This is a genomic window from Alistipes sp. cv1 (assembly GCF_900240235.1).
Taxonomy (GTDB): Bacteria; Bacteroidota; Bacteroidia; order Bacteroidales; family Rikenellaceae; genus Alistipes_A; species Alistipes_A hominis.
In genome coordinates this window covers 927,609-954,039 of record NZ_OEPW01000001.1, presented here as the reverse complement: position 1 = coordinate 954,039, position 26,431 = coordinate 927,609, and the positions used below count along the sequence as shown (strand labels likewise).

Below are 26,431 nucleotides of genomic sequence, written 5' to 3'. Positions count from 1 at the left end.
TCCGGCCGGTTCGATTCGAGCCGGCCGGACACCATGATTTCCCGGTTGATACCGAGCAAAATTACGACAAAACGGCAGATTACAAAAAATAAGTTTCAGAAATATTTAGAGGTGATTTGTAATGTATTAATGTTTTGTTGAACAGTTGTTTGCGTGTTTGTGTATTTATTTTGTTTATTATGTTGTTGAAATCATAAAAATAAATGATAGTCACTAATGTGTTGAACGGCATGAAAAAGCCTGAAAAACACGGATTATCAGTGAAAAAAGATCGATAAATATTGCGGTTTCGAAAATTATTGGTATCTTTGCACTCCGTTTTGTGTGAATGGAACAGATTTTTAACCAAACAAAGTAAAGGAAAAAGTAAGTAAAATGCCAACTATTCAACAGTTAGTACGTAAGGGAAGGTTGACGCCGAGCTTTAAAAGTAAAGCTCCCGCGTTGGATGCATGTCCGCAACGTCGTGGCGTATGTGTTCGTGTTTACACGACCACTCCCAAGAAGCCGAACTCGGCTATGCGAAAAGTAGCCCGTGTGAGATTGACCAACGGGAAAGAGGTGAATGCCTACATCCCGGGCGAAGGTCACAACCTGCAGGAGCACTCGATCGTGCTCGTTCGCGGTGGCCGTGTGAAAGACCTGCCGGGTGTTCGTTATCACTTGGTGCGCGGAGCGATGGACGCCGCAGGCGTGGACGGTCGCAAGCAACGCCGTTCGAAGTACGGGGCCAAAAGGCCGAAAGCAGGAGCAGCAGCGCCCGCAAAGAAAAAGTAACCATTAAATCAAACACAAAGACTTTTTAAACAATGAGAAAAGCGAAGCCTAAAAAGCGAATTCTACTTCCAGATCCCAAATTCGGAGACGGACTTGTGACAAGGTTTGTAAACAACCTTATGCTGGATGGTAAGAAGAGTATTGCCTATACGATTTTCTATGATGCCATAGAGATCGTGGGTGAGAAGATGAAGGATGCGGACAAGGCTCCCCTTGATATCTGGAAAAAAGCCCTCGAGAACATCACTCCCCAGGTGGAGGTGAAGTCGCGTCGCGTGGGCGGAGCAACCTTCCAGGTACCGACGGAAGTGAGACCCGAGCGTAAAGTTTCAATAGCAATGCGGAACCTTATCCTTTACTCTAAAAAACGCGCAGGTCGATCGATGGCGGAAAAAATGGCTGCTGAAATTCAAGCTGCGTACAACGAAGAAGGCGCTGCCTTCAAGCGGAAAGAAGAGATGCACAGAATGGCCGAAGCCAACAAGGCTTTTGCCCATTTCAGATTTTAATTTGTGAAGCGAGGGTAATTATATGGCAAGGGATTTAACATATACGAGAAATATCGGGATCATGGCTCACATCGATGCCGGTAAAACGACTACTTCGGAACGTATCCTTTTCTACACGGGAAAAACCCATAAAATCGGCGAGGTGCACGAAGGTGCCGCTACGATGGACTGGATGGTTCAGGAGCAGGAACGTGGTATTACCATCACTTCTGCTGCGACGACCGCTTTTTGGCAGTACAAAGATAAGACCTATCAGATCAATATCATCGACACCCCGGGTCACGTGGACTTCACCGCCGAGGTGGAACGTTCGCTGCGCGTGCTGGACGGTGCGGTGGCCACGTTCTGCGCCGTGGGCGGCGTGGAACCCCAGTCCGAAACCGTATGGCGTCAGGCCGACAAGTACCGCGTGCCGCGTATCGGTTACGTAAATAAAATGGACCGTACCGGCGCCGATTTCCTGAACGTTTGCGCTCAGGTCAAGGAGCGTCTCGGAGCCAATGCGTTGCCGGTCGTTCTGCCGATCGGGGCCGAAGACAAATTCGCCGGTTTGATAGACCTTATATATAATAGGGCTATTATTTACGACGATTCGAAAAAGGCCGATCTGGTAAACTATACTTACGAGGAGATTCCCGAAAACATGAAGGCCGAAGCCGCCGAATGGCGCGCTAAGCTGATCGAAGAGGTCGCGTCGGTAGACGACGCCTTGATGGAGAAGTTCTTCGAGGATCCCGATTCGATCACGTCTGACGAGTTGATCGCCGCGATCCGCAAGGCTACGATCTCGATGACGGTCGTGCCGATGCTCTGCGGTTCGTCCTTTAAAAATAAAGGGGTGCAATTGCTGCTCGACTACGTGATGGCATTCCTGCCGTCGCCGGTGGATATCGAAGCCGTTATCGGCACCGATCCGCGCACCGGAGAGGAAACCAGTCGCAAACCGGTTGAATCCGATCCGTTCTGCGGTCTGGCGTTCAAAATCGCTACCGACCCGTTCGTGGGCCGTCTGGCATTCGTCCGCGTTTATTCCGGAAAGATGGAAGCCGGTTCTTACGTGCACAACAGCCGTTCTTCGAAAAAGGAACGTATCAGCCGTATCTACCAGATGCATGCCAATAAGCAGAATCCGATGGAAGTGATCGGAGCCGGCGATATCTGCGCCGCGGTCGGTTTCAAGGATATCCGCACCGGCGATACGTTGTGCGACGAACAGCATCCGATCGTGCTCGAATCGATGACTTTCCCCGAACCGGTGATCGGTCTGGCCATCGAACCGAAAACGCAGAAAGACCTCGATAAGCTCGGTATCGCGCTCGGCAAACTGTCCGAGGAAGACCCGACCTTTACGGTGAAGACCGACGAAGATAGCGGACAGACCGTCATCAGCGGGATGGGCGAACTCCACTTGGAGATCATCGTGGACCGTTTGAAGCGTGAGTTTGGCGTCGAAATCAGCCAGGGCGCTCCGCAGGTGAACTACAAGGAGTCGCTGAAATCGAAAGTTCAGCACCGCGAAGTGTTCAAGAAGCAGACCGGCGGTCGCGGTAAGTTCGCCGACATCATCTTCGAAATCGGCCCTGCCGAAGAAGGCAAGATGGGACTCGAATTCGTCGATGTCGTGAAGGGCGGTAATATTCCGAAGGAATACATCCCGTCGATCCAGAAAGGGTTCGAATCGGCCATGTCCAACGGCCCGTTGGCAGGCTTCGCGCTCGACAGCATGAAGATCACGCTGATCGACGGTTCGTTCCACCCGGTCGATTCCGATGCGCTCTCTTTTGAAATTTGTGCCCGCAACGGTTTCCGCGAGGCTGCCCGTAAAGCTTCTCCGGTAATCCTCGAACCGATCATGAAGGTCGAAGTGGTGACTCCCGAAGAAAACATGGGCGACATTATCGGCGACCTGAACAAACGCCGCGGACAGATCGCCGGCATGGAATCGCGCGGCAACGCTCGCGTGGTGGATGCCAAGGTGCCGTTGTCGGAGATGTTCGGCTACGTTACGGTGCTGCGTACGATCTCGTCGGGACGCGCTACTTCTTCGATGGAGTTCTCTCATTTCGAAGAGGTTCCTGCGAACCTTGCCAAGGAGATTATCGAAAAAACAAATGGTAAAAAGGAATAATCCGTAGATTTATCAGAATTATGAGCCAGAAAATAAGAATTAAATTGAAATCATACGATCATAACCTCGTCGATAAATCGTCGGAAAAGATCGTAAAGACTGTGAAAGGTACGGGGGCGGTCGTAAGCGGCCCGATTCCGCTGCCTACGCAGAAGAAGATTTTCACCGTAAACCGTTCGACTTTCGTCAATAAGAAAGCGCGCGAGCAGTTCCAGTTGTGCACTTTCAAACGGATCCTCGATATCTACAGTTCGACTCCGAAGACGATCGATGCGCTGATGAAACTCGAGCTGCCCAGCGGCGTAGAGGTGGAAATCAAAGTCTGATCGCAGTACCCAAGTTGAATAACAAACGTTTTTAACAAAAGGCGGAAGGCTTGTAAGGACGGCGGCCTGTTTCGTACGGGCTGCCGGGGCCTTGCAAGTGGACTTCGCCTCCAATACTAATTAACAGACAAAAATGTCAGGACTAATTGGAAAAAAGATCGGAATGACTTCCGTGTTCGGTGCCGACGGTAAAAACATACCGTGCACCGTAATCGAAGCTGGTCCCTGTGTAGTTACGCAATTGAAGACCCCCGAGAAAGATGGTTACTCGGCAGTCCAGATTGCCTATGACGAAACGACCGAAAAACACACCAGCAACAGTTTACTGGGCCATTTCAAAAAGGCCAACACCACTCCGAAACGGAAACTGGTCGAATTCACCAGCTTCGAAAACGAATTGAACCTCGGCGACGTGATCACCGTGGATATTTTCGAAGAGAACGACTGGGTGGACGTTACGGGCATCTCCAAAGGCAAGGGCTTCCAGGGCGTTGTGAAACGTCACGGGTTCGCCGGTGTCGGCGGACAGACGCACGGCCAGCACAACCGTCAGCGCAAGCCGGGTTCGCTGGGTGCCTCTTCGTATCCGTCGCGCGTGTTCAAAGGCAAACGCCTTCCGGGCCGTACCGGCGGAGAGCGCGTTACGGTGCTCAACCTGCGTATCGTTAAGAAACTTCCCGAAAACAACCTGCTTCTGGTGAAGGGTTCGATTCCGGGTGCAAAAGGTTCGTACTTATTAATCGAAGACTAACATGGAAATAGCTATCTATAACGTTTCAGGGAAAGATACCGGCAAAAAGGCCGTCCTGAAAGATGAGATTTTCGGTATTGAGCCCAACAACCACGCGATCTACCTCGATGTCAAGCAGTATCTGGCCAATCAGCGTCAGGGAACCCACAAGTCGAAACAGCGTAACGAAGTGGCCGGCTCGACCCGTAAACTGAAGAAACAGAAAGGTACCGGCGGCGCACGCGCCGGCAGCATCCTGTCTCCGCTGTTCGTAGGCGGCGGCCGCGTATTCGGCCCGGTTCCGCGCGATTACAGCTTCAAGCTGAACAAGAAACTCAAACAGCTCGCCCGTAAAAGTGCCCTTGCCTATAAGGTCAAAGGCGAAGCCCTGACGGTCGTGGAGGATTTCGCGATGGAAGTTCCGAAGACCAAAGAGTTTATCGGCATTACCAAGAACCTGAACCTCGAAGGCAAGAAAATTCTGCTGGTTCTTCCCGAATCCAATGCGAACGTAGCGCTGTCGGCCCGTAACCTGCAGAATGTAAAGGTGGTTTTGGCGTCGAACATCAATACGTACGACGTGATGAACGCCGGCAACATCGTATTGGCCGAAGGTTCCGTGAATGTAATTAATCAAATGTTCGGATTATAGGCTACCGTCCGTCCTAAAAATTAGCATGACACAATGGATATATTAATTAAGCCAATTTTAACCGAGAGAATGGCGGCTCAGGGCGAAAAGCTGAACCGTTACGGTTTTATCGTAGATCCGAGGGCTAACAAACTGCAGATCAAGGATGCCGTCGAGGCGATGTACAATGTGGTTGTTATGGATGTAAATACTCTGAATTACATGGGCAAGCTCAAAAGCCGCTACACCAAGCACGGACTTTTGGTCGGACGCGCCAACAATTTCAAGAAGGCGATCGTCACCCTGAAAGACGGAGACAAGATTGATTTTTACAGTAATATCTAAGAGAGATGGCAGTAAGAAAGTTTAAACCCATGACCCCGGGTACCCGCCACAAAGTGATCGGTACCTTTGACGATATTACTTCGTCTACACCGGAAAAATCATTACTCAGCCCTCTGAAAAGTTCCGGCGGCCGCAACAACAGCGGTAAAATGACCGTCCGTTATATCGGAGGCGGTCACAAACGGATGTATCGTATTGTCGATTTCAAACGTGACAAAGATAACATGAGCGCCCAGGTGAAGACCATCGAATATGATCCGAACCGTTCCGCTCGCATCGCTCTGCTCTGCTATCCCGACGGCGAAAAACGTTATATGCTCGCCCCGAACGGACTGCAGGTGGGACAGACCGTATCGACCGGAGCCGGCGTGGCCCCCGAAGTGGGCAACACGCTGTTCCTCGCGGATATTCCGCTGGGTACGGTGATCCACAACATTGAACTCTACCCCGGACAGGGAGCCGTGATGGCTCGTAGTGCCGGTACCTACGCACAGCTTCTGGCTCGTGAAGGTAAATTCGCTATTATTAAGCTTCCTTCGGGTGAAACCCGTATGGTGCTCGTAACCTGCCGCGCAACGATCGGCGTCGTGTCGAATCCCGACCACAGCCTCGAATCGCACGGTAAAGCCGGCCGCAAACGTTGGCTCGGACGCCGTCCGCGCAACCGCGGTGTATCCATGAACCCGGTCGATCACCCGATGGGTGGTGGCGAAGGCCGTTCTTCGGGAGGACACCCGCGTTCACGCAAAGGTCTTCTCGCCAAGGGTTACAAGACGCGCGATCCTAAGAAGACTACGTCTAAGTTCATCGTATCCAGAAGGAAAAAATAATTTAAAAATAGTAGCATAATGAGCCGATCATTAAAAAAAGGACCATACATCGAGCCCAAACTGGAAGCGAGAGTCATCGCTCAGAACGAGGGAGGCAAGAAGTCTGTCATCAAGACGTGGTCGCGTGCAAGCATGATTTCGCCCGATTTCGTCGGACAGACCATCGCCGTGCACAACGGGAATAAGTTTATTCCTGTATATGTAACAGAGAACATGGTAGGACACAAGCTGGGCGAATTCGCTCCGACTCGCAACTTCCGTGGTCATTCAGGTAATAAGAAAAAATAGTAGGTAAAAATGGGTGCAAGAAAAAGCATAAGAGCCGAAAAATTGAAGGCCGAAAAGAAGCAGACGGCGATTGCCGTACTCCGCGACTGCCCGACCTCGCCGCTGAAGATGCGCATCGTCGCCGACATGATCCGCGGCATGGAGATCAATAAAGCGTTGGGTACCCTTCGTTACAGCAAGAAGGCAGCTTCGATCAGATTGGAAAAACTGTTGCGTTCGGCGATCGCCAACTGGGAACAGAAAAACGAAGGACAGCGTTTGGAAGACAATACGTTGTGCGTGAAAGAGATTTTCGTGGACGGCGGCAAGATGCTCAAACGGATCCAGCCGGCTCCTCAGGGCCGCGCACACCGTATCCGGAAGCGTTCGAACCACGTTACGGTCGTAGTCGATAAAATGGTAGTTAAAGCAGATAAAAAAGTTAAAGCAGATGGGACAGAAAGTTAATCCGATAGCAAACCGACTTGGTATCATCCGCGGTTGGGATTCCAACTGGTACGGCGGGAAGGATTTTTCCAGCAAGCTCGTCGAGGATGCTAAGATCCGCAAGTATCTGAATGCCCGTCTGGCTAAGGCAAGCATCTCGAAAATCATCATCGAACGTACGCTGAAGCTCGTAACCGTTACGATTTCTACGGCACGCCCCGGCATTATTATCGGCAAGGGCGGCCAGGAGGTCGACAAGCTGAAAGAAGAACTTCGTAAGTTGACCGGCAAGGAGATCCAGATCAATATCTTCGAGGTCAAACGTCCGGAAATCGACGCCGTGATCGTCGGTAACAACATCGCACGTCAACTGGAAGGCCGTATTTCGTACCGCCGGGCGATCAAAACCGCCATCGCATCGACGATGCGTATGGGCGCCGAAGGGATCAAGATTCAGATCTCGGGTCGCGTGGGCGGAGCCGAAATGGCCCGTAACGAAACCTATAAGGAAGGCCGTATTCCGCTGCACACGTTCCGTGCCGACGTAGATTACGCGCTCTCCGAAGCCCTGACCAAAGTGGGTCTTCTGGGGATCAAGGTGTGGATCTGCAACGGTGAAGTATATGACAAGCGCGACCTGTTCCAGATCTCGGGAGTCAATGCGCAGGCATCGGCCGGCAACCAGCAGGGCGGCGGTTACCGCGGCGACAAGCCGCGCGGCGGACGCGATAACAAAAAAAGAAAAAATAATAAGTAGGACTTCTTAAAGCGATAATAGCATGTTACAGCCAAAAAGAACCAAATTCAGAAGAATGCAGAAGGGCCGCATGAAGGGCAACGCACAGCGCGGAGCTCAGCTTGCGTTCGGCTCGTTCGGCATCAAGGCTATGGAATCTACTTGGATAACCGGTCGCCAGATAGAAGCCGCACGTCAGGCCATCGTGCGCTGCATGAAACGTGAAGGTCAGATCTGGATCCGTATATTCCCCGATAAACCCATCACGAAGAAGCCTGCCGAGGTACGTATGGGTAAAGGTAAAGGTTCTCCCGAAGGATTCGTCGCTCCGGTTACTCCGGGCCGTATCCTGTTCGAAGCGGAAGGTGTTCCGATGGAAGTTGCGCAGGAGGCGCTCCGTCTGGGCGCCCAGAAACTTCCGATCACCACTAAATTTGTAGTAAGAAGAGATTACACTGAAAATTCGATTTAGAGATGAAAACTTCTGAAATAAGAGAACTTACCGTGGCTGAAATCGAGGAGAGAATCGATGCGGAAAAAGCGAACCTGCTCCGCCAGAAGCTCAACCACTCGGTTTCTCCGGTAGAGAACCCGACCACATTGAAAAAGGCACGCAGGGATATTGCCCGCATGATGACGATCCTTGCCGAAAAGCAAAACGTAAAAAGTTAATTACCCATGGAAAGAAATCTCAGAAAGGAAAGAATCGGGGTGGTTGTCAGCAATAAGATGGATAAATCCGTTACGGTTGCCATAAAGAGAAAGGAGAAACATCCGATCTACGGTAAGTTCGTGAACAAGACGTCGAAATTCGTCGCTCACGATGAAACCAACACCTGCAACCCCGGCGACACCGTGCGGATTGCCGAAACAAGACCTCTCAGCAAGACGAAGCGTTGGAGATTAGTAGAAATCATAGAAAGAGCTAAATAGTCATGATACAACAGGAAAGCAGACTAACGGTAGCTGATAACAGCGGAGCGAAGGAAGTCCTTTGTATCCGTGTGCTGGGCGGAACGGGAAAACGTTACGCGTCCATCGGCGATAAAATTGTGGTGACCGTCAAGAGCGCTACCCCTTCCGGAGACGTGAAGAAAGGTACGGTATCGAAAGCGGTCGTAGTCAGAACCAAGAAGGAGATCAGACGCGCCAACGGATCCTACATCCGTTTCGACGACAATGCCGTGGTGCTTCTGAATAACCAGGGAGAAATGCGCGGAACCCGTATCTTCGGGCCGGTTGCCCGCGAATTGCGTGATTCTTACATGAAGATCATTTCACTTGCTCCCGAAGTATTGTAATTTTTAAAAGATTTCAAGATGTCAGTAAAATTGCATATTAAGAAAGGGGACACGGTGATCGTCAACGCAGGCGAGAGCAAGGGTCAGCAGGGAAAAGTGCTTCAGATCCTTGTCGACGACGAGCGCGCGATCGTTGAAGGTGTGAACATGATCAGCAAGCACACCAAACCCAACGCCAAGAATCCCCAGGGCGGTATCGTAAAGCAGGAGGCTCCGATCCATATTTCGAACCTGCAGCCGATCGACCCGAAAAGCGGCAAAGCGACCCGTGTCGGGCGCAAAGCCGACGCAGAAGGTAAATTAGTACGTTACGCTAAAAAGTCAGGGGAGGAGATTAAATAATGACTTACGTTCCTACACTAAAAAAAATGTACAAGGAGCAGGTGGTGCCTGCGCTTGTAAAGGAATTTGGTTACAGCAGCGTAATGCAGGTTCCCGTGCTCGAGAAGATCGTGATCAACCAGGGCCTCGGCCAGGCTGTCGCCGATAAGAAGATTATCGAAACGGCGCTCGACGAACTGAGCAAAATCACCGGTCAGAAGGCGGTTACGACTAAGTCCAAAAAGGATATTTCGAACTTCAAACTCCGTAAGGGAATGACCATTGGCGCCCGCGTGACGCTGCGTCACAACAAGATGTACGAATTTCTCGAAAGGCTGGTTGCCGTGGCGCTGCCGCGTATTCGCGACTTCAAGGGGATTAACGACAAATTCGATGGTCAGGGCAACTATACGCTCGGAATCACCGAACAGATTATCTTCCCGGAAATCGACATCGACAAGATCACGAAGATTCTGGGCATGGAGATCACGTTCGTGACGTCCGCCGCTACCGACGAAGAGGCTTATGCGCTGCTTAAACAGTTCGGTCTTCCGTTTAAGAACATTAAAAAGAACTAAGCAATATGGCAAAAGAATCAATGAAAGCCCGCGAGGTGAAACGCCTCAAACTGGTAGAGCGTTACGCTGCCAAACGGGCTGCGCTGAAAGAAGCCGGGGATTACGAAGGTCTGGCCAAGCTGCCGCGCAATTCGAACCCGATCCGCCTGCACAACCGTTGCAAACTGACCGGCCGCCCGAAAGGATACATGCGAATGTTCGGCATCAGCCGTATCCAGTTCCGCGAAATGGCTTCCCAGGGGCTGATTCCCGGCGTGAAGAAAGCGAGCTGGTAGATATTTACGATTACGGGTTAAAAATTAGGTGATGAATTACGAATTTTTTTCGTACCTTTAGCGCCTGATTTTTAATCTGTAAATTGTAATTTTTACACAATAACTAATTTTAATAACATGACAGATCCAATTTCGGATTTTCTGACGCGAGTCAGAAACGCGGTGAAAGCCAACCACAAGGTGGTTGAAGCTCCCGGTTCAAAAATGAAACAGGCGATCACGAAGATCCTGTTCGAACAAGGCTATATCCTGGCCTATAAGTTCGAGGAGGATGCGAAGGGTCACGCTGTTATCAAAATTGCCTTGAAGTACCATCCGGAAACCAAGGTGAATGCGATCAAAGGCCTTAAGCGGGTAAGCCGTCCGGGTTTGCGCCGTTACGCCAGCGCAGCAGAGATGCCCCGTGTGCTGAACGGCCTGGGAATAGCTATCGTATCGACTTCCAAAGGCATTATGACCGACAAGAAAGCCCGTCAGGAAAATGTGGGCGGTGAAGTACTGTGCTACGTTTATTAATCTGTAAAAGAGGTAAACGCGATAGTTTGTCGTCCGTATGCCGCGAGGCCCGAACCCGCGGAGGAAGGACTTTTGAAAACCAAATGAATTAAGAAGAAATGTCAAGAATTGGAAAATTACCTGTAGACCTGCCCGCCGGTGTGACGGTTACCGTTGGCGCCGATAACGTGGTGAGTGTGAAAGGACCTCTGGGGCAACTCAGCCAGCAGGTTGATCCGGATATTACCGTGAAGGTGGAAGGAAACGTGTTGCACGTGACCCGTCCGACCGATCAGCCCCGTCACCGCTCGATGCACGGTCTGTACCGTGCGTTGATCCACAACATGGTTGTGGGGGTTTCGAAAGGATACGAAATCAAGCAGGAACTCGTCGGCGTCGGTTTCAAAGCCGAAGCCAAAGGACAGATTCTCGAACTGAGTCTCGGATACTCGCACGATATTTATGTGATGCTCCCGCCCGAAGTCAAGGTGGAAGCCGTTACCGAGAAGAAAGGCAACCCGATCGTGACGCTGAAAAGCGCCGACAAACAGCTCATCGGACAGGTGGCTGCGAAGATCCGCTCGTTGCGTAAACCGGAACCGTACAAAGGGAAAGGTATTAAGTTCGTGGGTGAGCAGCTCCGTCGCAAGGCTGGTAAATCTGCTAATGCTAAATAGTAAAATCGTACAATTATGTCATTGAATAAGGTAGAAAGAAGAGCGCGCATCAAACTGCGCATTCGCAAGATTGTCAGCGGAACGGCACAGAAGCCTCGGATGTCTGTGTTCAGAAGCAACAGGCATATCTCGGTACAGCTTATCGACGATCTGAACGGTGTTACTTTGGCAGCGGCCTCGTCGCGGGACAAGGAAGTGGCAGAAAAAGTGGCCGGTCTGAACAAGGTGCAGGTTGCTGCCCTGGTCGGCAAATTGGCCGCCGAACGCAGCGTACAGAAGGGTATCACCGAAGTATCGTTCGACCGAAACGGATACCTGTATCACGGTAGAGTAAAAATGTTAGCGGACGCCGCCAGAGAGGGTGGTCTTAAATTCTAAGCGATATGTCAAATACGAACATAAAAAAGGTGAGAACAAGCGACCTCGAGCTGAAAGACCGGCTCGTAAGCATCCAGCGCGTTACCAAGGTAACCAAGGGTGGTCGCACATTCAGCTTTTCGGCAATCGTTGTGGTAGGTAACGAAAACGGCGTCGTAGGCTACGGCCTCGGCAAAGCCGGCGAAGTGACCTCCGCCATTGCCAAAGGGGTTGAAGATGCGAAGAAAAACCTTGTTAAAATTCCCGTGCTGCACGGAACGATCCCGCACAAACAGGAAGCCCGTTACAGCGGTTCGCTGGTGATGATCCGTCCGGCCGCTCCCGGTACCGGCGTAATCGCCGGAGGCGCCATGCGTGCCGTGCTTGAGAGCGTCGGTATCCGCAACGTGCTTGCGAAGAGCAAAGGTTCGTCGAACCCGCACAACCTGGTGAAAGCCACCGTTGCCGCACTGTTGGAACTGCGCGATGCATACAGCGTGGCTCAAGTGCGCGGCGTATCACTCGACACAGTATTTAACGGATAATTCGTCAGGAAATGGCTAAATTGAAAATCACACAGATCAAAAGCCGCATCGGTTCGTCTGCACTCCAGAAAAGGAACCTCGATGCGCTGGGACTTCGCAAGATCAATCAGACCGTTGAGCACGATGATTCGGCTATCATACTGGGCATGATCGCAAAAGTGAAGCACCTCGTAAAAATTGAAGAAGTAAAATAGTTATTCTAATCCACCGCGAAGGGGCGGCCACGAGGCGGCTCCGGGTCGGTAAATAACAGAAAAACGGATGAATCTTAGTAATTTAAAGCCCGCAGAAGGGTCGACCGGCAAAGAAAAACGGATCGGCCGCGGTCAGGGATCCGGACATGGCGGAACGGCGACGCGTGGACGCAACGGCGCTCAGTCGCGTTCGGGATACTCTTCGAAATTAGGTTTCGAAGGAGGCCAGATGCCTTTGCAGAGACGCTTGCCCAAATACGGTTTTACGAACCTGAAAAGAGTGGAATACAAAGGGATTAACCTCGGTGTTCTGGAAGAGCTGGCAACCAAGAATTCCCTGAAGAGCATCGATGTGGAAACGTTGATCGAAGCCGGTTTCATTTCGAAAAACGACCGGGTCAAAATCCTTGGCAACGGAACGCTTTCCGTAGCGCTCGAAGTTACCGCGCATGCATTTTCAAAATCGGCTGCGGCTGCTATCGAAGCACAGCAGGGTAAGGTTGTAAAACTCTAACTTTTCAGTAATGAAAAAACTAATCGAGACCATCAAGAATATATTCAAGATCGAAGAGCTGCGCAAGAGAATCCTCTTTACGCTCTCTTTGCTTCTTGTATATCGCTTCGGTAGTTTTGTGGTGATTCCGGGTATCAATCCGGCTGCTCTGAACGACCTTCAGAGTCAGGTGGATGGCAACGGATTGCTGGGGCTGCTGAATATCTTCTCCGGAGGAGCATTCAGCAACGCCTCGATTTTCGCGCTCGGAATTATGCCCTATATCTCTGCTTCGATCGTAATCCAGTTGCTCGGAATCGTAGTTCCCTACTTCCAGAAACTGCAGAAAGAAGGGGAGAGCGGCCGCCGCAAAATCAACCAGTGGACCCGCTACCTGACCATTATCGTGCTGTTGCTGCAGGCTCCGGCCTATCTGGCCAATTTGCACGGTACGCTGCAACCTTATGCTTTCGTATTGGGTTCCGGCGCATTGTTCACCGTCAGTGCGACGATCGTGCTGATTGCCGGTACGATGTTCGTGATGTGGCTCGGCGAGAAGATTACCGATAAGGGGATCGGAAACGGCGTGTCGCTGATCATCATGGTGGGAATCATCGCCCGGCTGCCGCACGCGCTGATGGCCGAGTTGAATACCCGTTTTACGGAATCTACCGGTGGTTTCGTGATGCTGATCGTCGAACTGGCGCTGTTGTTCCTGGTTTTCGCGGCTACGATCGCTCTGGTACAGGCTGTCCGCAAGATTCCGGTGCAGTATGCCAAACGGATCGTAGGCAACAAACAGTATGGTGGCGTCCGTCAGTACATTCCGCTGAAAATCAATGCGGCAGGCGTGATGCCGATCATCTTCGCTCAGGCGTTGATGTTCATTCCCGCCCTGTTCAGCAAGTTCGAATCGACCAGTGCGATCGGTACGGCATTCAGCAACTATTCGGGTTTTTGGTACAATCTGGTGTTCGGATTACTGGTTGTGGCATTTACCTATTTCTATACAGCAATTACCGTGAATCCCAACATGATGGCGGAGGACATGAAACGTAACGGCGGTTTTATCCCGGGCGTGAAACCCGGCAAGAAAACGGTCGATTACCTCGATACCATCATGACGAGGATCACGCTGCCGGGTTCCGTTTTCCTTGCGATCGTGGCGATTCTGCCCGCTTTTGCGATGAAACTCGGAATCAACAATCAGTTTGCGCTGTTCTATGGCGGAACCTCGCTGCTGATCCTGGTGGGCGTTATTCTCGACACCCTGCAGCAGATTGAAAGCTACCTGCTCCTTCGTCACTACGACGGTTTGATGAAGACCGGACGGATCAAGGGCAGAAGCGCTTAAGCGGATTTGGTTTTATGATATATCTGAAGACACACGAAGAGATCGAATTACTCCGGGAGAACAACTTGCTCGTGAGCGCTACGTTGGCTGAACTGGCTAAGCACATCAAGCCGGGCGTGACGACCCTCGAGTTGGATAAAATAGCCGAAGATTTTATCCGCAGCCACGGGGCTGTTCCCAGTTTTCTCGGATACAACGGTTTTCCGAACACGCTTTGCATGTCGGTCAACGAACAGGTTGTACACGGGATTCCCTCTTCGAAAACCGTTTTGAAAGAAGGCGATATTCTTTCGGTGGATTGTGGCACATTTATGAAGGGGTTTTGTGGTGATTCTGCCTACACGTTTGCTGTAGGGGAGATTGCTCCGGAAGCGGAGAGTCTGCTCAGAGTCACCAAAGAGGCTCTTTATAAAGGGGTCGCACAGGCGAAACCCGGCAATCGCGTAGGCGATGTCGGCAATGCTGTGCAGGAACATGCCGAAAAGCACGGATACTCCGTGGTACGGGAGATGGTGGGACACGGCCTCGGCCGCAAAATGCACGAAGATCCTCAGGTACCCAATTACGGAGCCAGAGGCCGGGGGCCGCTGCTGAAAGCGGGCATGGTCATCTGTATCGAACCCATGATCAACATGGGGAAACGTGATATCGTTTTCGAACGCGACGGCTGGACGGTGCGTACGCGGGATCGCAAACCGGCGGCTCATTTCGAGTTTGCCGTGGCGATTACCGAGAACGGGCCCGATGTCCTGACGGATTTCGGAATTATCGAAAAAGCAATTAACAACTAAGCTCTATGGCGAAACAAGCTGCTATTGAAAAGGACGGAACCATTATCGAAGCGTTGTCCAATGCGATGTTCCGGGTGGAACTCGACAACGGCCATGTGATTACCGCCCATATTTCCGGGAAGATGCGGATGCACTACATCAAGATCTTACCGGGGGATAAAGTGAAAGTGGAGATGTCTCCTTACGATTTGACGAAGGGGCGCATCTCGTTCCGCTACAAATAGGTAGCCCGGCTACATGAGAGGACAGACCCGGGAGGGAATGTCGCGATTTACAACACACACATTAAGATGTCTGAAAAATGAAAGTTAGAACATCCATCAAAAAGAGAAGCGAGGATTGCAAGATCGTGAAGCGTAAAGGCCGCCTTTATGTGATCTGCAAAAAGAATCCCAAGTTGAAAATGCGCCAAGGTTAGTTAAAAAATTAAAAGTGATTATCATTTATGGCACGTATTGTCGGTGTAGATTTACCCAAAAATAAAAGAGGCGAGATAGGCTTGACCTATATCTACGGTATTGGAAGAAGTACCGCTCGCGCGATCCTTGAGAAAGCACAGATCAGTTACGACCTCAAGGTGAAGGATTGGAGCGATGAGAATATTGCCGCCATCCGTAACGTCATTGCCAGCGAAGGTTACAAAGTCGAAGGAGAGTTGCGTTCGTCGGTTCAGTTGAACATCAAGCGTCTGATGGACATCGGTTGCTACCGTGGGATCCGTCACCGTTTGGGGCTTCCCGTTCGCGGACAGAGCACGAAGAACAATGCCCGCACCCGCAAGGGACGCAAGAAAACCGTAGCTAACAAGAAAAAAGCAACTAAGTAATATCAGAGAGTTATGGCTAAAAAAACAGGAGCAGTTAAAAAGAAGGTTGTCAAAGTTGACGCTCAAGGTATGGCCCATGTGCACTCGACTTTCAATAACGTAATCATTACGCTGACCAATGCAGCCGGCGAAGTGATCAGTTGGAGTTCCGCCGGGAAAATGGGTTTCAGAGGTTCCAAAAAGAATACCCCCTATGCAGCACAGACAGCGGCAACGGATTGTGCCAAAGTTGCATACGATATGGGACTCCGTAAAGTGAAGGTGTATGTGAAAGGTCCCGGCGCAGGTCGTGAATCAGCCATTCGCACCATCCATGGAGCTGGTATCGAAGTGCTCGAGATCATCGATGTTACTCCGCTGCCTCATAACGGATGCCGTCCCCCCAACCGTCGCCGCGTGTAATTGACGGTTTCAGGGATATCCGGGGCTTTGCTGTTGCGACAGCGGTGTTCCGGCGATCTCTGGACGGATCGAAACGTTTTGGATGGAAACTCTGAAAAACAAGAAAAATTTCTAACAATGGGAAGATATATAGGACCAAAAACAAAAATCGCCAGAAAGTTCGGCGAGGCAATTTTCGGGACGGATAAGGCGCTTGAGAAGAAGAACTATCCCCCGGGACAACACGGACTTGCCCGTAAACGCAAGAAAGTATCCGAATACGGTACGCAGTTGCTCGAAAAACAGAAGGCTAAGGCGATTTACGGTGTGCAGGAAAAACAGTTCTACAGGACTTACGAAGCTGCGGCTCGTCTGGGCGGTATCACCGGTGAGAACCTGCTGAAGTTGCTCGAGTGCCGTCTGGATAATGTGGTTTACCGTCTGGGGATCGCCCCGACGCGCGCCGCAGCCCGGCAGTTGGTGTCGCACCGCCACATTACGGTGAACGGCAACGTTGTCAATATTCCGTCCTACTCGCTCAAAGAAGGGGATACGGTTGGTGTACGTGAGAAATCGAAATCGTTGGAAGTGATTCAGGACGCTCTGGGCAGCGGTCGTCGCAGCCGTTTCGCATGGCTGGAGTGGGAAGGCGCTCAGATGACGGGCAAGTTTCTGTCGAAGCCCGAACGCGCCGACATTCCGGAGAATGTCAACGAGCAACTGATCGTGGAACTGTACTCTAAGTAGTAATTTAATCGAGGAGCAATAATTATGGCAATATTAGCATTTCAAAAACCTGAAAAGGTAATCATGCTCGAATCCACCTCTTCTTTCGGACGGTTTGAATTTCGTCCGCTGGAACCGGGATTCGGGATGACGGTCGGCAACGCACTGCGCCGCATTCTTCTTTCTTCGCTGGAAGGGTATGCGATCACGACGGTGAAAGTGGCCGGCGTAGACCATGAATTTGCTGCTATCCCCGGTGTTATGGAAGGAATGCTTGAGATCATTTTGAATCTCAAACAGGTACGTTTCATTAAAACCGTCGAAAGTGCCGACAGTGAAAAGGTGCGGGTCAGCGTAGCCGGCCAGACCGAACTCACGGCCGGATATATTTCGAATTTTCTTACGAACTTTAAGGTGTTGAATCCCGATCTGGTGATCTGCCGGCTCGATGCGGACGTAAAGCTGCAAATCGAGTTGACGATCGGCAAAGGGCGCGGATACGTGCCCGCCGAAGAGAACCGTCCCGCCGACGCGGAGTTCGGTCTGCTTCCGATCGATTCGATCCACACACCGATCAAGAATGTAAAATATTCGGTCGAAAACTACCGTGTAGAGCAGAAAACCGACTACGAGAAACTCAACTTGGAGATTACGACGGACGGTTCCATTCACCCGAAAGATGCACTGAAAGAGGCTGCTAAAATATTGATTCATCACTTCATGCTCTTCTCAGATGAAAAAATTACACTGAACCTCGAGGAAAACAGTGCTACGGAGGAATTTGACGAAGATGTGCTTCACATGCGTCAGCTGTTGAAAACCAAACTTTCCGATCAGGATCTTTCGGTGCGTGCGCTCAACTGCCTGAAGGCCGCCGAAGTGGAAACCGTGGGAGATCTGGTGCGTTTCAACCGGAACGATTTGCTTAAATTCAGAAACTTCGGTAAAAAGTCGCTCTCCGAGCTCGACGATTTGCTGACGAATCTGAATCTCCATTTCGGTATGGACGTATCGATCTACAAGCTGGACAAGGATTAACCGGAACTGCGACAGTAACGGGTCTGATCCGGACTCCCGGCGAAGGAGGATCGGTTTTTAACCTGGAAGCAAAAATTTAAGATCACGTAATTATGAGACATAACAAAAAAATTAACCACCTTGGCCGGCAGGCAGCGCACCGCAAGGCGCTGTTGGCCAACTTGGCAAACTCCCTGATCCGTCACAAACGGATCAATACGACGGTTGCCAAAGCAAAGGCTCTGAGAATGTACGTCGAGCCGTTGATTACCAAATCCAAACTGGATACGACTCATTCGCGTCGTGTTGTTTTCAGCTACCTGAAGGACAAGCAAGCCGTTGCCGAGCTGTTTCGCGAGATCGCTCCGAAGATCGCCGACCGTCCGGGCGGTTACTGCCGGATTCTGAAGACCGGTTTTCGCTTGGGGGATGCTGCCGAGATGTGCTTCATCGAACTGGTAGACTTCAACGAAACCTACACGAAGGAGGCGAAAGTGGCTGAAAAACCGAAAACGCGTCGTAGCCGTTCGGGTGCTAAGAAAGCTGCCGAACCGGTCGAAGCCGCTGCGGAAACGGTCGCTACCGATACCGAGGCTCCTGCGGAAGAGGTCAAGAAAGCGCCTGCAAAGAAGGCCGCCGCAAAAAAGCCCGCTGCTAAAAAAGCGGCGGAAGAGGCTCCTGCCGAAGAAAAGGCTTAATAAAACGTTGCTTCATACGAAGAGCGGGGATTCCAAGAATCCCCGCTCTTGTTTTATGCCGGTACGGCTGCCGAAATGCGGAGGGATACGTGCCGTTCGGCCGGACGACGTTCGGGGATGTCGGTTGCTTCGGGCCGAATACCTGACCGCGCGGTTTCCGGAAGATGCGGGCCCTTTTGTTTTTACGCCGCCGGGAATGTGGATCACGACATGGCCGAGATTCCGATGTGCGATTTCCGGAAGGCGATCCTGGATTTTATGGCGCGGTTTGTGAAGGGAAAAAGCCGCTGGCGCTCGATACCGGCGAAACGTGCGCCGACCGGGCGGAGGCGAAAAAAGACTTTACGATGCGGGATTAAGTCACGGCCTGTTTCGTACCTGTGCTGGACCGGAAGCGGAATATTGAGGTCGGTCGGAACCGATGTCGTACGGATTTCCGGTCGAAATTCTCCGGAAAACAGACAATATTCCGACGCATTTTTTACCGGATTCAGGGAAACGACACGTTGTAAAACTTGTTTAATCCGGCGCGATGCACTATCTTTGAAGCGTTTTCGATTTCTGCTGATGCCGGGTATTCGCCGGTAAAAGCGTTGGAAATACGAGGGGCCCCTTAGGTGGCGGCGTTGCGATCGAAACAGATAAACCGATTATAAACTAATTTAAGGAAAATTGTCATGGGACAGATTATCAGTGTTCATGCAAGGGAAATCCTCGACTCGAGAGGAAATCCGACGATTGAAGTGGAAGTAACTACCGCAAGCGGGGCTGTCGGCCGTGCAGCCGTTCCGTCCGGAGCCTCTACCGGCGAAAACGAAGCGCTCGAACTGCGCGACGGCGACAAGGGGCGTTATGGCGGAAAAGGCGTGCTGAAGGCCGTTCAGAATGTGAATGAAATCATCGCCAAGGAGATTCTCGGTATGCAGGTGACCGATCAGGTCGGCATCGACAAAACGATGATCGCGCTCGACGGAACCGCTACCAAGAGCAACCTCGGCGCCAATGCGATTCTCGGCGTGTCGCTGGCTTGCGCTCATGCCGCGGCCAATTTGCTCGGTATGCCGCTGTACCGCTATATCGGTGGAACGAACGCCAAGACGCTACCTGTTCCGATGATGAATATCATCAACGGCGGTTCGCATTCGGACGCTCCGATCGCGTTCCAGGAATTTATGATCCGTCCGGTCGGAGCCGCTTCGTTCCGGGAAGGGCTGCGCATGGGCGCCGAGGTGTTCCACGCGCTGAAGAAAGTGTTGCACGACCGCGGACTGAGTACGGCCGTAGGCGACGAGGGCGGTTTCGCTCCGGCCCTGAACGGTACCGAAGACGCGCTGGAATCGATCATCGAGGCGATTAAGAAAGCCGGTTACAAGCCGGGCCGCAAGTGCGAAGGCGGCGATGTGGCTATCGGTATGGACTGCGCCTCTTCCGAATTTTACAAAGACGGTATCTACGACTATACCAAGTTCGAAGGCGCCAAAGGTGCAAAACGCACCTCTGCCGAACAGGTCGCTTACCTCGAACAGCTGATCTCGAAGTACCCGATCGACTCGATCGAGGACGGTATGAGCGAAAACGACTGGGACGGCTGGAAAGCGCTGACCGACAAGATCGGCGACAAGTGCCAGTTGGTCGGCGACGATTTGTTCGTAACGAATGTGGAATTCCTGAAAAAAGGGATCGAGATGGGCTGCGGCAATTCGATTTTGATCAAAGTGAACCAGATCGGGTCGCTGACAGAAACGCTCGATGCGATCGAAATGGCTCACCGCGCCGGTTACACTTCGGTTACGTCTCACCGTTCGGGCGAAACCGAGGACGCAACGATCGCGGATATCGCGGTAGCTACCAATTCGGGCCAGATCAAGACCGGTTCGCTGAGCCGTTCCGACCGGATGGCCAAGTACAATCAGTTGCTCCGCATCGAAGAAGAACTGGGCGACGAGGCGATCTACGGGTATACGAAGATTTACAAGAAATAAGACTGTTTTCCGGCTGTCGCCGGGGCAAAGAAGAGGAAGTGCCCGCAAGGCCGCTTCCTCTTCTGCTTGAAGAGCGGTTATCTCGTAATGGACAGCTGTTTAGCCGGAGTCGGAATATGTAAAAGGCAGGCCCCGTGAGGGGCCTGCCTTTTGTATGCGGTTACGGATTGTATCCGTAAATTCGAAAGATTTTTTTAGTGACAACCGCAGCCGCAGCCGCCGTTCCCCTGTTCGTGATCGCAACCGTCTCCGCAACCGTCTCCGCATCCGCAGTCGCATCCCCCGGCGGGATGCCCCGTCATCATGTCTTCCGGCGTGGCTTCGCGCACTTCGACGATCGTCCCCGAAAATTCCAGCGCTTTGCCGGCCATCGGGTGGTTGAAGTCCATCGTTACGCTGTCGTTGCCGACCGCTTTCACGACGCCGACCAGCCGGTTGCCCTGGTTGTCGCTCATCGGAAGCTGGTTGCCGATTTCGAGCATACCGTCCTCGATTTTACCGTCGACCATGAAGACCTCTTTGGGCAGTTCGACCACGGCGTCCGGAATCACTTCGCCGTAAGCGTTGGCGGCGTCCAGGCGGAATGCGAAAGGATCGCCTTTGCCCAGTCCGGCGAGGTTCGCCTCGAATGCCGGCAGCAGGAAGCCGGTTCCGTATACGAATTGCAAAGGGCTCTCGGCTTTGACCGTTTCAACGACCTGACCGTCGACTTTCAGCTGGTAGCTCAGAGCCACGAATGTTTTTTCTCCAATTTTCATTTTATCTTTTTTTAAGTAAATATTTATTCGGTTTCATACAGGATGCCGCAGGTACAGCAAAGATTACGATCCCCGTAGCCGCCGTCGATCCGGCTGACATACGGGAAAAATTTGTTTTCGCGGAGCCGGCGCAGCGGATAAAAGGCCTTTTCGCGGCCGTAAGGATGACTCCAATCGTCCGCACAGCCTTCCGCTGCCGTGTGCGGCGCCATTTTCACGACGTTGTCGTCCGCATCGGCCTTCCCGTCGCGGATCTCTTCGCACTCCCGTTTGATCCGTACGAGCGCTTCCATGAAACGATCCAACTCGGCCTTCGGTTCGCTTTCGGTGGGTTCCACCATCAGCGTTTCGGGGACGGGGAACGAAAGGGTAGGCGCATGGAATCCGTAGTCCATCAGCCTGCGTGCGATATCGGCGCATTCCGTGCCGTAATCTTTGCGGAAATGGCGCAGGTCGAGGATCGCTTCGTGCCCGACCCGTCCGGTTTCTCCGGTGTAGAGCACTTCGTATTCTCCTTTCAAAGCGGATGCCACGTAATTCGCCTGCACGATCGCCGTTTCGGTGGCGCGTCGCAGGCCGCTTTCGCCAAGCATTTTGATATAGCCGTAGGTGATCGGCAGAATCGAGGCGCTGCCGAACGGCGCTGCCGCAACGGAAGTGATTCCGTTTTCGCCGCCCGTTTCGACCAGCGGATGGCTCGGCAGGAATTCGGCCAGATGCTGCGCGACGCAGATCGGTCCGACGCCCGGGCCGCCGCCGCCGTGCGGGATGGCGAACGTCTTGTGCAGGTTCAGGTGGCAAACGTCGGCCCCGATGTATCCGGGGTTGGTCAGCCCGACCTGCGCGTTCATATTCGCTCCGTCCATATAGACCTGTCCGCCGTTGTCGTGCACGATGTCCACGATCTCGCGGATACGGCTTTCGAAGACTCCGTGCGTCGACGGGTAGGTCACCATGATGCAGCAGAGTTCGCTGGCGTATCGGCCTGCTTTGGCTCGCAGGTCGTCGATGTCTATGTTCCCGTTCGTGTCGCAGGCCACGGTCACGATTCGCATACCGGCCATGGCGGCCGAAGCGGGGTTGGTGCCGTGCGCCGAAGCGGGGATCAGCGCGACGTTGCGGTAGCCCTGTCCGCGGCTCTGGTAGTAGGCGCGGATTACCATCAGGCCGGAATATTCGCCGTTGGCGCCCGAATTCGGCTGAAGCGATACGGCGTCCATTCCGGTGATCGTCGCGAGGTCTTTCGACAGTTCGTCGATCAACTCCCGGTAACCTTCCGCCTGGTCGGCCGGGACGAACGGGTGCAGGTCGGCCAGTCCGGCCAGGCTCAGCGGGAGCATCGTTACGGCCGGATTCAGCTTCATCGTGCACGAGCCGAGCGGGATCATGCCGTCGGCCAGCGAAATGTCGCGGCGTTCCAGTTTCTTGATGTAGCGCATCATGTCGGTTTCGCTGCGGTAGCGCTGGAAGACCGGTTCGGTCAGGTAGGGCGACGATCGCAGTACGTTTTTCGGAAAATCGGCCGTTTCGGCGATTTTCTTTACGACCGGCGCTCTTTTTCCCGCCGCTTTGGCGAACAGGGCGACGATCGCGTTCACTTCGTCTGCCGTCGACAGTTCGTCGAACGAGATCCGGACGCGTTCCTTGTCCGGGTAGAAAAAGTTCATCTGCCTTTCGAGGGCCGCCGTGCGTATTTTATCGGCGTCGGCCGCCACTTCGATCGTGTCGAAGAAGTTCCGAGCCGCCGTTTCGTATCCCAGTTTTTCGAGTGCCGCCGCCGCCGCCGCCGCATGGCCGTGCGTATGCAGCGCGATCCGGCGGATCCCTTCCGCCCCGTGGTAGACGGCGAAGAAACCGGCCATACTGGCCAGCAACGCCTGTGCCGTGCAGATATTGGAGGTCGCCCGTTCGCGCTTGATATGCTGTTCGCGGGTTTGCAGCGCCATGCGCAGCGCCTTGTTGCCGAGCCGATCGACCGATACGCCGATGATGCGGCCCGGCATATTCCGTTTATAGGCGTCCTTCGTAGTCAGGAAAGCGGCGTGCGGGCCTCCGAATCCCATCGGAAGGCCGAACCGTTGGGTCGATCCCACGGCGATGTCCGCGCCCCATTCGCCGGGGGCTTTCAGCAGGGCCAGGGCCAGGATGTCCGCCACGGCGGCGACCAGGACGCCCCGGCTGTGTGCTGCTGCGGCGAAATCGTCGTAATCGCAGATCGCTCCGTTCGCTGCCGGGTATTGGACGATCGCCCCGAACTCGCGGCCGGAAAACTCGTACCCGTCGTAGCTGTCGCAGACGATTTCGATGCCGAACGGTTCGCTGCGCGTCAGCAGCAAGTCGAACGTTTGCGGAAAGATGTTTTCGTCGACGAACAGAATGTTGCGCCCCTGTTGGACCGCTTCGCGCGAACGCAGGGCGTACATCATCAGCATCGCTTCGGCGGCGGCCGTCGCTTCGTCCAGCAGCGAACAGTTGCCGACTTCCATGCCGGTCAGCGAAATGACCGCCGTTTGGAAATTCAGCAGCGCTTCCAGCCGTCCCTGCGAAATTTCGGCCTGATAAGGCGTGTACGAGGTATACCAGGCCGGATTCTCGAAAACGTTCCGTTGGATCACGGCCGGCGTAGCCGTTCCGTAATAGCCCATGCCGATCAGACTGCGGTAGAGCTTATTTTTGCCGGCAATCGCGCGGATATGGGCGGCGAATTGGTATTCGCTCATTCCTTGCGGAGACAGGTTTAGCGGTTTTTTCAGTCGGATCGCGTCCGGAATCACCTGTTCGATCAGCTCTTCGGTGCTACGGACTCCGATCGTGCGGAGCATCTCGGACACTCCGCGTTCGTCGGTTCCGATATGGCGTTTGATGAATGGGTCTTGTGACATGCGTTCAGCGTTGCAGTGGTAAAACGAGAGACAAAGGTAATAATCCGCAGCGAATTACGGCGCGGAACCCCTCCGTCGTCCCCGGAAATTTTGAACAATTTTTGATAAGTTCGCGCAGAAAGCTGTCCGGCAGGATGTTACGCTTGCGCCGGGAATATGTCTTTCTTTAGTATTCGAAACAGCTTCCGCCGATAAATTCGCGCAGGATGGAGGTCGGCGGGATCTCCGCTTCGAATCGGTCCATCGAGGTGAAGTGATCGAGGAATTTCAGCAACCGATGCGCTTCGCCGAATTCGGGCACCGTGTCCGGAACTTCGCGCAGCAGCGGCCGCACGTAGTCTTTCAACACGGAGAGTTCATAGAAAAGCGACGAGTTGAACATCAGGTCGGCCTGTTCCTGGTTCGGAAAAATATGCTTGTCTTCCCCGCGGCGGACGCTTTCCCAGCGACGCAACGTGTCGGTAGCGCTGTTGCCGCGGGTACGGTGATCCCGCACGATGCGGCGGATCAGCCGGCTGTCGGTCGTGGCGATGCGGTTCAGGTTGTCCATGGCGATCGACGTGAGCGCCGAGACGTAAATTTTGAACTTCATGTCGGCGGCGACGTGCGGCGTGAGTTTCGGGTTCAGGCCGTGGATTCCTTCGATGACGAGCACCGAGCGCTCTTCCATTTGCAGCGGCTGTTCGTGGAACTCCCGTTTCCCGGTGATGAAGTTGTAACGCGGGATTCGTACCGTTTCGCCTTTCAGCAGCCGGTTCAGATGGTCGTTGAACAGTTCCACGTCGACCGCTTCGAGGGCCTCGAAATCGTAATCGCCCTTTTCGTCGCGCGGGGTTTTTTCGCGTTCGACGAAGTAGTCGTCGAGCGAGATCAGCACCGGGTGCATACCGAGGATGCTGAGCTGGATGCCGAGCCGTTTCGAGAAAGTCGTCTTGCCGCTCGACGAAGGACCCGAGATCAGCACGATCTTCGCCCCGCCTTTCTGGTGCTGTATGGCTACCCGGTCGGCGATGTAACCCACGCTTTTTTCGTGCAGGGCCTCGCCCATGCGGATCAGCTCGCCGCCTTTGCCTTCGAGAATCTTCGAGTTGAGCGCCCCGATGTTCGAGACGCCGATGATATCGACCCAGCGCGCGTATTCCTTGAAAATCTTGAACATTTTGCTCTGCGGCACCTCTTTTTCGAGCTGCGTCGGCGCGGTGCGGTCCGGTACGGCCACCCGGAACCCTTTATAGTATTTGTGCAGGTCGAACAGGTGGATGTATCCGGTCGAAATGGCGAGTCCCCCGTAGAAATAACCGACGATGTCGGCCATTTTATAGAGGGTGACGTACAGGTGCGGACGCGTGACGAGTAGGGCGATCTTGTCCTCGAGTCCCATTTGGCGGTACGTCTCCACGGCCTCTTCGCAGGTCACGCGCTGACGCACGATCGGAATGTTCTGTCCGATGATGTCCTGCATACGCTCTTTGATCCGGCCTATTTCGGTTTCCGGAATATCTTCCATGCCCTCTATCTCGCAGTAAAAGCCCTTCGCCACGGCATGTTTGATGTGGAGCTTCCGATCCGGGAACAGGTCGCATACCGCTTTGTCCAGAATGAAGAAGAGCGTCCGCTGGTAAACGCGCATACCTTCGAAATGCGTGATGTCGATAAAGCGGACGGTCAGCGGCGAATAGATCCGGTAAGAGAGTTCTTTGAGGCGGTTGTCGACGTAAGCCGCCAGCAGCGGGGTGTCGTTCCCTTTTTCCAGCGACAGCATCTGCGCGACCTGCAGCAGGCTGGTGCCCTGGTTGACGAATAGGTTGGCGCCCGTGTTTTCGCAAAATATTTTTACGGTGTCGTTCATAATCATGTTTGATTGAGTAAAGATAAAACGTTGTAAAGCGTGAAACAAGTATATAAAGATACGGACTTCGGGAATAATATTCAAATAAAGAAGGTTTTTTAGGGCCGCAAAGGCGTTCTTTATTGTGAATCCTTCATAATTTATTATCTTTGCACCGCTTTGTTGTCAAAGCTCTATAAATAATGTCTAACGTATTAATTTGCAA

37 protein-coding genes are annotated in these 26,431 nt (G+C 52.9%); 34 read left to right on the top strand and 3 right to left on the bottom strand.

Annotation, left to right across the window (positions count from 1 at the left end; all coding sequences use genetic code 11):
- Positions 1 to 375: 375 nt before the first annotated feature.
- The 34 genes from rpsL (at position 376) to eno (ending at position 20,737) form a co-directional block, all read left to right on the top strand.
- Positions 376 to 777, top strand: coding sequence for a 30S ribosomal protein S12 (gene rpsL, locus C1A08_RS04050; RefSeq protein WP_055202346.1), 402 nt, complete (start codon positions 376 to 378; stop codon positions 775 to 777).
- 32 nt (positions 778 to 809) lie between these two features.
- Positions 810 to 1,286, top strand: a complete 477-nt coding sequence (gene rpsG, locus C1A08_RS04045) for a 30S ribosomal protein S7 (protein ID WP_055202344.1) — start codon at positions 810 to 812, stop codon at positions 1,284 to 1,286.
- Positions 1,287 to 1,308: 22 nt separating this feature from the next.
- On the top strand, positions 1,309 to 3,414 hold the full coding sequence (gene fusA, locus C1A08_RS04040; RefSeq protein ID WP_101571507.1) for an elongation factor G: 2,106 nt from the start codon (positions 1,309 to 1,311) through the stop codon (positions 3,412 to 3,414).
- Positions 3,415 to 3,434: 20 nt separating this feature from the next.
- Positions 3,435 to 3,740 carry a 30S ribosomal protein S10 gene (gene rpsJ / locus C1A08_RS04035; RefSeq protein ID WP_055202340.1) on the top strand — a complete coding sequence of 102 codons (306 nt, stop codon included), beginning with the start codon at positions 3,435 to 3,437 and terminating at the stop codon, positions 3,738 to 3,740.
- Positions 3,741 to 3,873: 133 nt separating this feature from the next.
- A complete protein-coding gene (rplC, locus tag C1A08_RS04030; RefSeq protein WP_101571505.1) occupies positions 3,874 to 4,491 on the top strand; it encodes a 50S ribosomal protein L3 in 618 nt (205 codons plus the stop codon).
- A gap of 1 nt (position 4,492) precedes the next feature.
- The gene (gene rplD / locus C1A08_RS04025; protein WP_101571503.1) at positions 4,493 to 5,122 is read left to right on the top strand and encodes a 50S ribosomal protein L4; all 630 of its coding nucleotides are present in this window, start codon (positions 4,493 to 4,495) and stop codon (positions 5,120 to 5,122) included.
- Between the two features lie 33 nt (positions 5,123 to 5,155).
- Positions 5,156 to 5,446: a 50S ribosomal protein L23 gene (rplW, locus tag C1A08_RS04020; protein ID WP_055202334.1), complete on the top strand. Its 291-nt coding sequence runs from the start codon at positions 5,156 to 5,158 to the stop codon at positions 5,444 to 5,446.
- 5 nt (positions 5,447 to 5,451) lie between these two features.
- A complete protein-coding gene (rplB, locus tag C1A08_RS04015; RefSeq protein WP_055202332.1) occupies positions 5,452 to 6,276 on the top strand; it encodes a 50S ribosomal protein L2 in 825 nt (274 codons plus the stop codon).
- A gap of 18 nt (positions 6,277 to 6,294) precedes the next feature.
- Entirely contained in the window at positions 6,295 to 6,564 is a 270-nt protein-coding gene (gene rpsS, locus C1A08_RS04010; protein ID WP_026089662.1) for a 30S ribosomal protein S19, read from the top strand.
- Between the two features lie 9 nt (positions 6,565 to 6,573).
- A complete protein-coding gene (rplV, locus tag C1A08_RS04005; protein WP_055202330.1) occupies positions 6,574 to 7,011 on the top strand; it encodes a 50S ribosomal protein L22 in 438 nt (145 codons plus the stop codon).
- Positions 6,995 to 7,747, top strand: a complete 753-nt coding sequence (gene rpsC, locus C1A08_RS04000; protein ID WP_055202328.1) for a 30S ribosomal protein S3 — start codon at positions 6,995 to 6,997, stop codon at positions 7,745 to 7,747. Before rplV ends, rpsC begins: the two co-directional genes overlap by 17 nt.
- A gap of 22 nt (positions 7,748 to 7,769) precedes the next feature.
- The gene (gene rplP, locus C1A08_RS03995; protein WP_055202326.1) at positions 7,770 to 8,198 is read left to right on the top strand and encodes a 50S ribosomal protein L16; all 429 of its coding nucleotides are present in this window, start codon (positions 7,770 to 7,772) and stop codon (positions 8,196 to 8,198) included.
- Positions 8,199 to 8,200: 2 nt separating this feature from the next.
- The gene (gene rpmC, locus C1A08_RS03990) at positions 8,201 to 8,398 is read left to right on the top strand and encodes a 50S ribosomal protein L29 (RefSeq protein ID WP_055202324.1); all 198 of its coding nucleotides are present in this window, start codon (positions 8,201 to 8,203) and stop codon (positions 8,396 to 8,398) included.
- Positions 8,399 to 8,404: 6 nt separating this feature from the next.
- On the top strand, positions 8,405 to 8,659 hold the full coding sequence (gene rpsQ / locus C1A08_RS03985) for a 30S ribosomal protein S17 (RefSeq protein ID WP_055202322.1): 255 nt from the start codon (positions 8,405 to 8,407) through the stop codon (positions 8,657 to 8,659).
- Between the two features lie 2 nt (positions 8,660 to 8,661).
- Positions 8,662 to 9,027 carry a 50S ribosomal protein L14 gene (gene rplN, locus C1A08_RS03980; RefSeq protein ID WP_055202320.1) on the top strand — a complete coding sequence of 122 codons (366 nt, stop codon included), beginning with the start codon at positions 8,662 to 8,664 and terminating at the stop codon, positions 9,025 to 9,027.
- A gap of 18 nt (positions 9,028 to 9,045) precedes the next feature.
- Positions 9,046 to 9,369, top strand: a complete 324-nt coding sequence (gene rplX / locus C1A08_RS03975) for a 50S ribosomal protein L24 (protein WP_055202318.1) — start codon at positions 9,046 to 9,048, stop codon at positions 9,367 to 9,369.
- A complete protein-coding gene (gene rplE / locus C1A08_RS03970; protein ID WP_055202316.1) occupies positions 9,369 to 9,926 on the top strand; it encodes a 50S ribosomal protein L5 in 558 nt (185 codons plus the stop codon). The genes rplX and rplE overlap by 1 nt, the downstream gene beginning before the upstream one ends.
- 5 nt (positions 9,927 to 9,931) lie before the next feature.
- Positions 9,932 to 10,201 (top strand): 30S ribosomal protein S14, encoded by a 270-nt coding sequence (gene rpsN / locus C1A08_RS03965; RefSeq protein ID WP_055202315.1) that lies wholly within the window; start codon positions 9,932 to 9,934, stop codon positions 10,199 to 10,201.
- Positions 10,202 to 10,318: 117 nt separating this feature from the next.
- On the top strand, positions 10,319 to 10,717 hold the full coding sequence (rpsH, locus tag C1A08_RS03960) for a 30S ribosomal protein S8 (RefSeq protein ID WP_055202313.1): 399 nt from the start codon (positions 10,319 to 10,321) through the stop codon (positions 10,715 to 10,717).
- A gap of 98 nt (positions 10,718 to 10,815) precedes the next feature.
- On the top strand, positions 10,816 to 11,373 hold the full coding sequence (gene rplF / locus C1A08_RS03955; RefSeq protein ID WP_055202311.1) for a 50S ribosomal protein L6: 558 nt from the start codon (positions 10,816 to 10,818) through the stop codon (positions 11,371 to 11,373).
- 15 nt (positions 11,374 to 11,388) lie between these two features.
- Positions 11,389 to 11,751, top strand: a complete 363-nt coding sequence (gene rplR / locus C1A08_RS03950; RefSeq protein ID WP_055202309.1) for a 50S ribosomal protein L18 — start codon at positions 11,389 to 11,391, stop codon at positions 11,749 to 11,751.
- A gap of 5 nt (positions 11,752 to 11,756) precedes the next feature.
- A complete protein-coding gene (rpsE, locus tag C1A08_RS03945) occupies positions 11,757 to 12,275 on the top strand; it encodes a 30S ribosomal protein S5 (RefSeq protein ID WP_055202307.1) in 519 nt (172 codons plus the stop codon).
- Between the two features lie 11 nt (positions 12,276 to 12,286).
- Complete coding sequence (rpmD, locus tag C1A08_RS03940) at positions 12,287 to 12,469, top strand: 50S ribosomal protein L30 (protein WP_055202305.1); 183 nt, start codon at positions 12,287 to 12,289, stop codon at positions 12,467 to 12,469.
- Positions 12,470 to 12,536: 67 nt separating this feature from the next.
- On the top strand, positions 12,537 to 12,983 hold the full coding sequence (gene rplO / locus C1A08_RS03935; RefSeq protein WP_055202302.1) for a 50S ribosomal protein L15: 447 nt from the start codon (positions 12,537 to 12,539) through the stop codon (positions 12,981 to 12,983).
- A 10-nt stretch (positions 12,984 to 12,993) separates the two neighbouring features.
- The gene (secY, locus tag C1A08_RS03930) at positions 12,994 to 14,316 is read left to right on the top strand and encodes a preprotein translocase subunit SecY (RefSeq protein ID WP_055202300.1); all 1,323 of its coding nucleotides are present in this window, start codon (positions 12,994 to 12,996) and stop codon (positions 14,314 to 14,316) included.
- A 14-nt stretch (positions 14,317 to 14,330) separates the two neighbouring features.
- Positions 14,331 to 15,107 (top strand): type I methionyl aminopeptidase, encoded by a 777-nt coding sequence (map, locus tag C1A08_RS03925; protein WP_055202298.1) that lies wholly within the window; start codon positions 14,331 to 14,333, stop codon positions 15,105 to 15,107.
- Positions 15,108 to 15,112: 5 nt separating this feature from the next.
- Positions 15,113 to 15,331, top strand: a complete 219-nt coding sequence (gene infA / locus C1A08_RS03920; RefSeq protein WP_055202295.1) for a translation initiation factor IF-1 — start codon at positions 15,113 to 15,115, stop codon at positions 15,329 to 15,331.
- A gap of 77 nt (positions 15,332 to 15,408) precedes the next feature.
- A complete protein-coding gene (gene rpmJ / locus C1A08_RS03915) occupies positions 15,409 to 15,525 on the top strand; it encodes a 50S ribosomal protein L36 (RefSeq protein ID WP_009132884.1) in 117 nt (38 codons plus the stop codon).
- Positions 15,526 to 15,552: 27 nt separating this feature from the next.
- On the top strand, positions 15,553 to 15,933 hold the full coding sequence (rpsM, locus tag C1A08_RS03910; protein ID WP_055202292.1) for a 30S ribosomal protein S13: 381 nt from the start codon (positions 15,553 to 15,555) through the stop codon (positions 15,931 to 15,933).
- Between the two features lie 12 nt (positions 15,934 to 15,945).
- On the top strand, positions 15,946 to 16,335 hold the full coding sequence (gene rpsK, locus C1A08_RS03905; protein ID WP_055202290.1) for a 30S ribosomal protein S11: 390 nt from the start codon (positions 15,946 to 15,948) through the stop codon (positions 16,333 to 16,335).
- A gap of 117 nt (positions 16,336 to 16,452) precedes the next feature.
- Positions 16,453 to 17,061 (top strand): 30S ribosomal protein S4, encoded by a 609-nt coding sequence (gene rpsD, locus C1A08_RS03900; RefSeq protein WP_055202288.1) that lies wholly within the window; start codon positions 16,453 to 16,455, stop codon positions 17,059 to 17,061.
- Between the two features lie 24 nt (positions 17,062 to 17,085).
- Entirely contained in the window at positions 17,086 to 18,078 is a 993-nt protein-coding gene (locus tag C1A08_RS03895; protein ID WP_055202285.1) for a DNA-directed RNA polymerase subunit alpha, read from the top strand.
- A 92-nt stretch (positions 18,079 to 18,170) separates the two neighbouring features.
- Positions 18,171 to 18,755, top strand: a complete 585-nt coding sequence (rplQ, locus tag C1A08_RS03890; RefSeq protein ID WP_101571501.1) for a 50S ribosomal protein L17 — start codon at positions 18,171 to 18,173, stop codon at positions 18,753 to 18,755.
- 677 nt (positions 18,756 to 19,432) lie between these two features.
- Entirely contained in the window at positions 19,433 to 20,737 is a 1,305-nt protein-coding gene (gene eno, locus C1A08_RS03885) for a phosphopyruvate hydratase (protein ID WP_101571499.1), read from the top strand.
- A gap of 194 nt (positions 20,738 to 20,931) precedes the next feature.
- Here the strand turns inward: eno and C1A08_RS03880 are convergent, their stop codons facing one another.
- From C1A08_RS03880 to C1A08_RS03870, 3 genes are all read right to left on the bottom strand, one after another.
- Entirely contained in the window at positions 20,932 to 21,495 is a 564-nt protein-coding gene (locus tag C1A08_RS03880) for an FKBP-type peptidyl-prolyl cis-trans isomerase (protein WP_101571497.1), read from the bottom strand.
- 23 nt (positions 21,496 to 21,518) lie between these two features.
- Positions 21,519 to 24,377: an aminomethyl-transferring glycine dehydrogenase gene (gene gcvP, locus C1A08_RS03875; RefSeq protein WP_101571495.1), complete on the bottom strand. Its 2,859-nt coding sequence runs from the start codon at positions 24,375 to 24,377 to the stop codon at positions 21,519 to 21,521.
- Between the two features lie 166 nt (positions 24,378 to 24,543).
- Positions 24,544 to 26,226, bottom strand: coding sequence for a nucleoside kinase (locus C1A08_RS03870; RefSeq protein ID WP_055203489.1), 1,683 nt, complete (start codon positions 26,224 to 26,226; stop codon positions 24,544 to 24,546).
- Between the last annotated feature and the right edge of the window lie 205 nt (positions 26,227 to 26,431).

Coding starts and splice junctions, on each gene's coding strand:
- rplW (WP_055202334.1), top strand. CDS start 5,156: ATGGATATATTAATTAAGCCAATTTTAACCGAGAGAATGGCGGCTCAG.
- rplP (WP_055202326.1), top strand. CDS start 7,770: ATGTTACAGCCAAAAAGAACCAAATTCAGAAGAATGCAGAAGGGCCGC.
- rplO (WP_055202302.1), top strand. CDS start 12,537: ATGAATCTTAGTAATTTAAAGCCCGCAGAAGGGTCGACCGGCAAAGAA.
- fusA (WP_101571507.1), top strand. CDS start 1,309: ATGGCAAGGGATTTAACATATACGAGAAATATCGGGATCATGGCTCAC.
- rpmD (WP_055202305.1), top strand. CDS start 12,287: ATGGCTAAATTGAAAATCACACAGATCAAAAGCCGCATCGGTTCGTCT.
- rpsN (WP_055202315.1), top strand. CDS start 9,932: ATGGCAAAAGAATCAATGAAAGCCCGCGAGGTGAAACGCCTCAAACTG.
- rpsJ (WP_055202340.1), top strand. CDS start 3,435: ATGAGCCAGAAAATAAGAATTAAATTGAAATCATACGATCATAACCTC.
- rplF (WP_055202311.1), top strand. CDS start 10,816: ATGTCAAGAATTGGAAAATTACCTGTAGACCTGCCCGCCGGTGTGACG.
- rpsH (WP_055202313.1), top strand. CDS start 10,319: ATGACAGATCCAATTTCGGATTTTCTGACGCGAGTCAGAAACGCGGTG.
- rpmC (WP_055202324.1), top strand. CDS start 8,201: ATGAAAACTTCTGAAATAAGAGAACTTACCGTGGCTGAAATCGAGGAG.
- rplN (WP_055202320.1), top strand. CDS start 8,662: ATGATACAACAGGAAAGCAGACTAACGGTAGCTGATAACAGCGGAGCG.
- rplV (WP_055202330.1), top strand. CDS start 6,574: ATGGGTGCAAGAAAAAGCATAAGAGCCGAAAAATTGAAGGCCGAAAAG.
- C1A08_RS03870 (WP_055203489.1), bottom strand. CDS start 26,226: ATGAACGACACCGTAAAAATATTTTGCGAAAACACGGGCGCCAACCTA.
- eno (WP_101571499.1), top strand. CDS start 19,433: ATGGGACAGATTATCAGTGTTCATGCAAGGGAAATCCTCGACTCGAGA.
- rpsE (WP_055202307.1), top strand. CDS start 11,757: ATGTCAAATACGAACATAAAAAAGGTGAGAACAAGCGACCTCGAGCTG.
- rpsC (WP_055202328.1), top strand. CDS start 6,995: ATGGGACAGAAAGTTAATCCGATAGCAAACCGACTTGGTATCATCCGC.
- gcvP (WP_101571495.1), bottom strand. CDS start 24,377: ATGTCACAAGACCCATTCATCAAACGCCATATCGGAACCGACGAACGC.
- rpmJ (WP_009132884.1), top strand. CDS start 15,409: ATGAAAGTTAGAACATCCATCAAAAAGAGAAGCGAGGATTGCAAGATC.
- rpsQ (WP_055202322.1), top strand. CDS start 8,405: ATGGAAAGAAATCTCAGAAAGGAAAGAATCGGGGTGGTTGTCAGCAAT.
- rplB (WP_055202332.1), top strand. CDS start 5,452: ATGGCAGTAAGAAAGTTTAAACCCATGACCCCGGGTACCCGCCACAAA.
- rplE (WP_055202316.1), top strand. CDS start 9,369: ATGACTTACGTTCCTACACTAAAAAAAATGTACAAGGAGCAGGTGGTG.
- rplC (WP_101571505.1), top strand. CDS start 3,874: ATGTCAGGACTAATTGGAAAAAAGATCGGAATGACTTCCGTGTTCGGT.
- rpsD (WP_055202288.1), top strand. CDS start 16,453: ATGGGAAGATATATAGGACCAAAAACAAAAATCGCCAGAAAGTTCGGC.
- rplR (WP_055202309.1), top strand. CDS start 11,389: ATGTCATTGAATAAGGTAGAAAGAAGAGCGCGCATCAAACTGCGCATT.
- C1A08_RS03895 (WP_055202285.1), top strand. CDS start 17,086: ATGGCAATATTAGCATTTCAAAAACCTGAAAAGGTAATCATGCTCGAA.
- rpsG (WP_055202344.1), top strand. CDS start 810: ATGAGAAAAGCGAAGCCTAAAAAGCGAATTCTACTTCCAGATCCCAAA.
- infA (WP_055202295.1), top strand. CDS start 15,113: ATGGCGAAACAAGCTGCTATTGAAAAGGACGGAACCATTATCGAAGCG.
- rplX (WP_055202318.1), top strand. CDS start 9,046: ATGTCAGTAAAATTGCATATTAAGAAAGGGGACACGGTGATCGTCAAC.
- map (WP_055202298.1), top strand. CDS start 14,331: ATGATATATCTGAAGACACACGAAGAGATCGAATTACTCCGGGAGAAC.
- rplD (WP_101571503.1), top strand. CDS start 4,493: ATGGAAATAGCTATCTATAACGTTTCAGGGAAAGATACCGGCAAAAAG.
- rplQ (WP_101571501.1), top strand. CDS start 18,171: ATGAGACATAACAAAAAAATTAACCACCTTGGCCGGCAGGCAGCGCAC.
- secY (WP_055202300.1), top strand. CDS start 12,994: ATGAAAAAACTAATCGAGACCATCAAGAATATATTCAAGATCGAAGAG.
- rpsM (WP_055202292.1), top strand. CDS start 15,553: ATGGCACGTATTGTCGGTGTAGATTTACCCAAAAATAAAAGAGGCGAG.
- rpsK (WP_055202290.1), top strand. CDS start 15,946: ATGGCTAAAAAAACAGGAGCAGTTAAAAAGAAGGTTGTCAAAGTTGAC.
- rpsL (WP_055202346.1), top strand. CDS start 376: ATGCCAACTATTCAACAGTTAGTACGTAAGGGAAGGTTGACGCCGAGC.
- C1A08_RS03880 (WP_101571497.1), bottom strand. CDS start 21,495: ATGAAAATTGGAGAAAAAACATTCGTGGCTCTGAGCTACCAGCTGAAA.
- rpsS (WP_026089662.1), top strand. CDS start 6,295: ATGAGCCGATCATTAAAAAAAGGACCATACATCGAGCCCAAACTGGAA.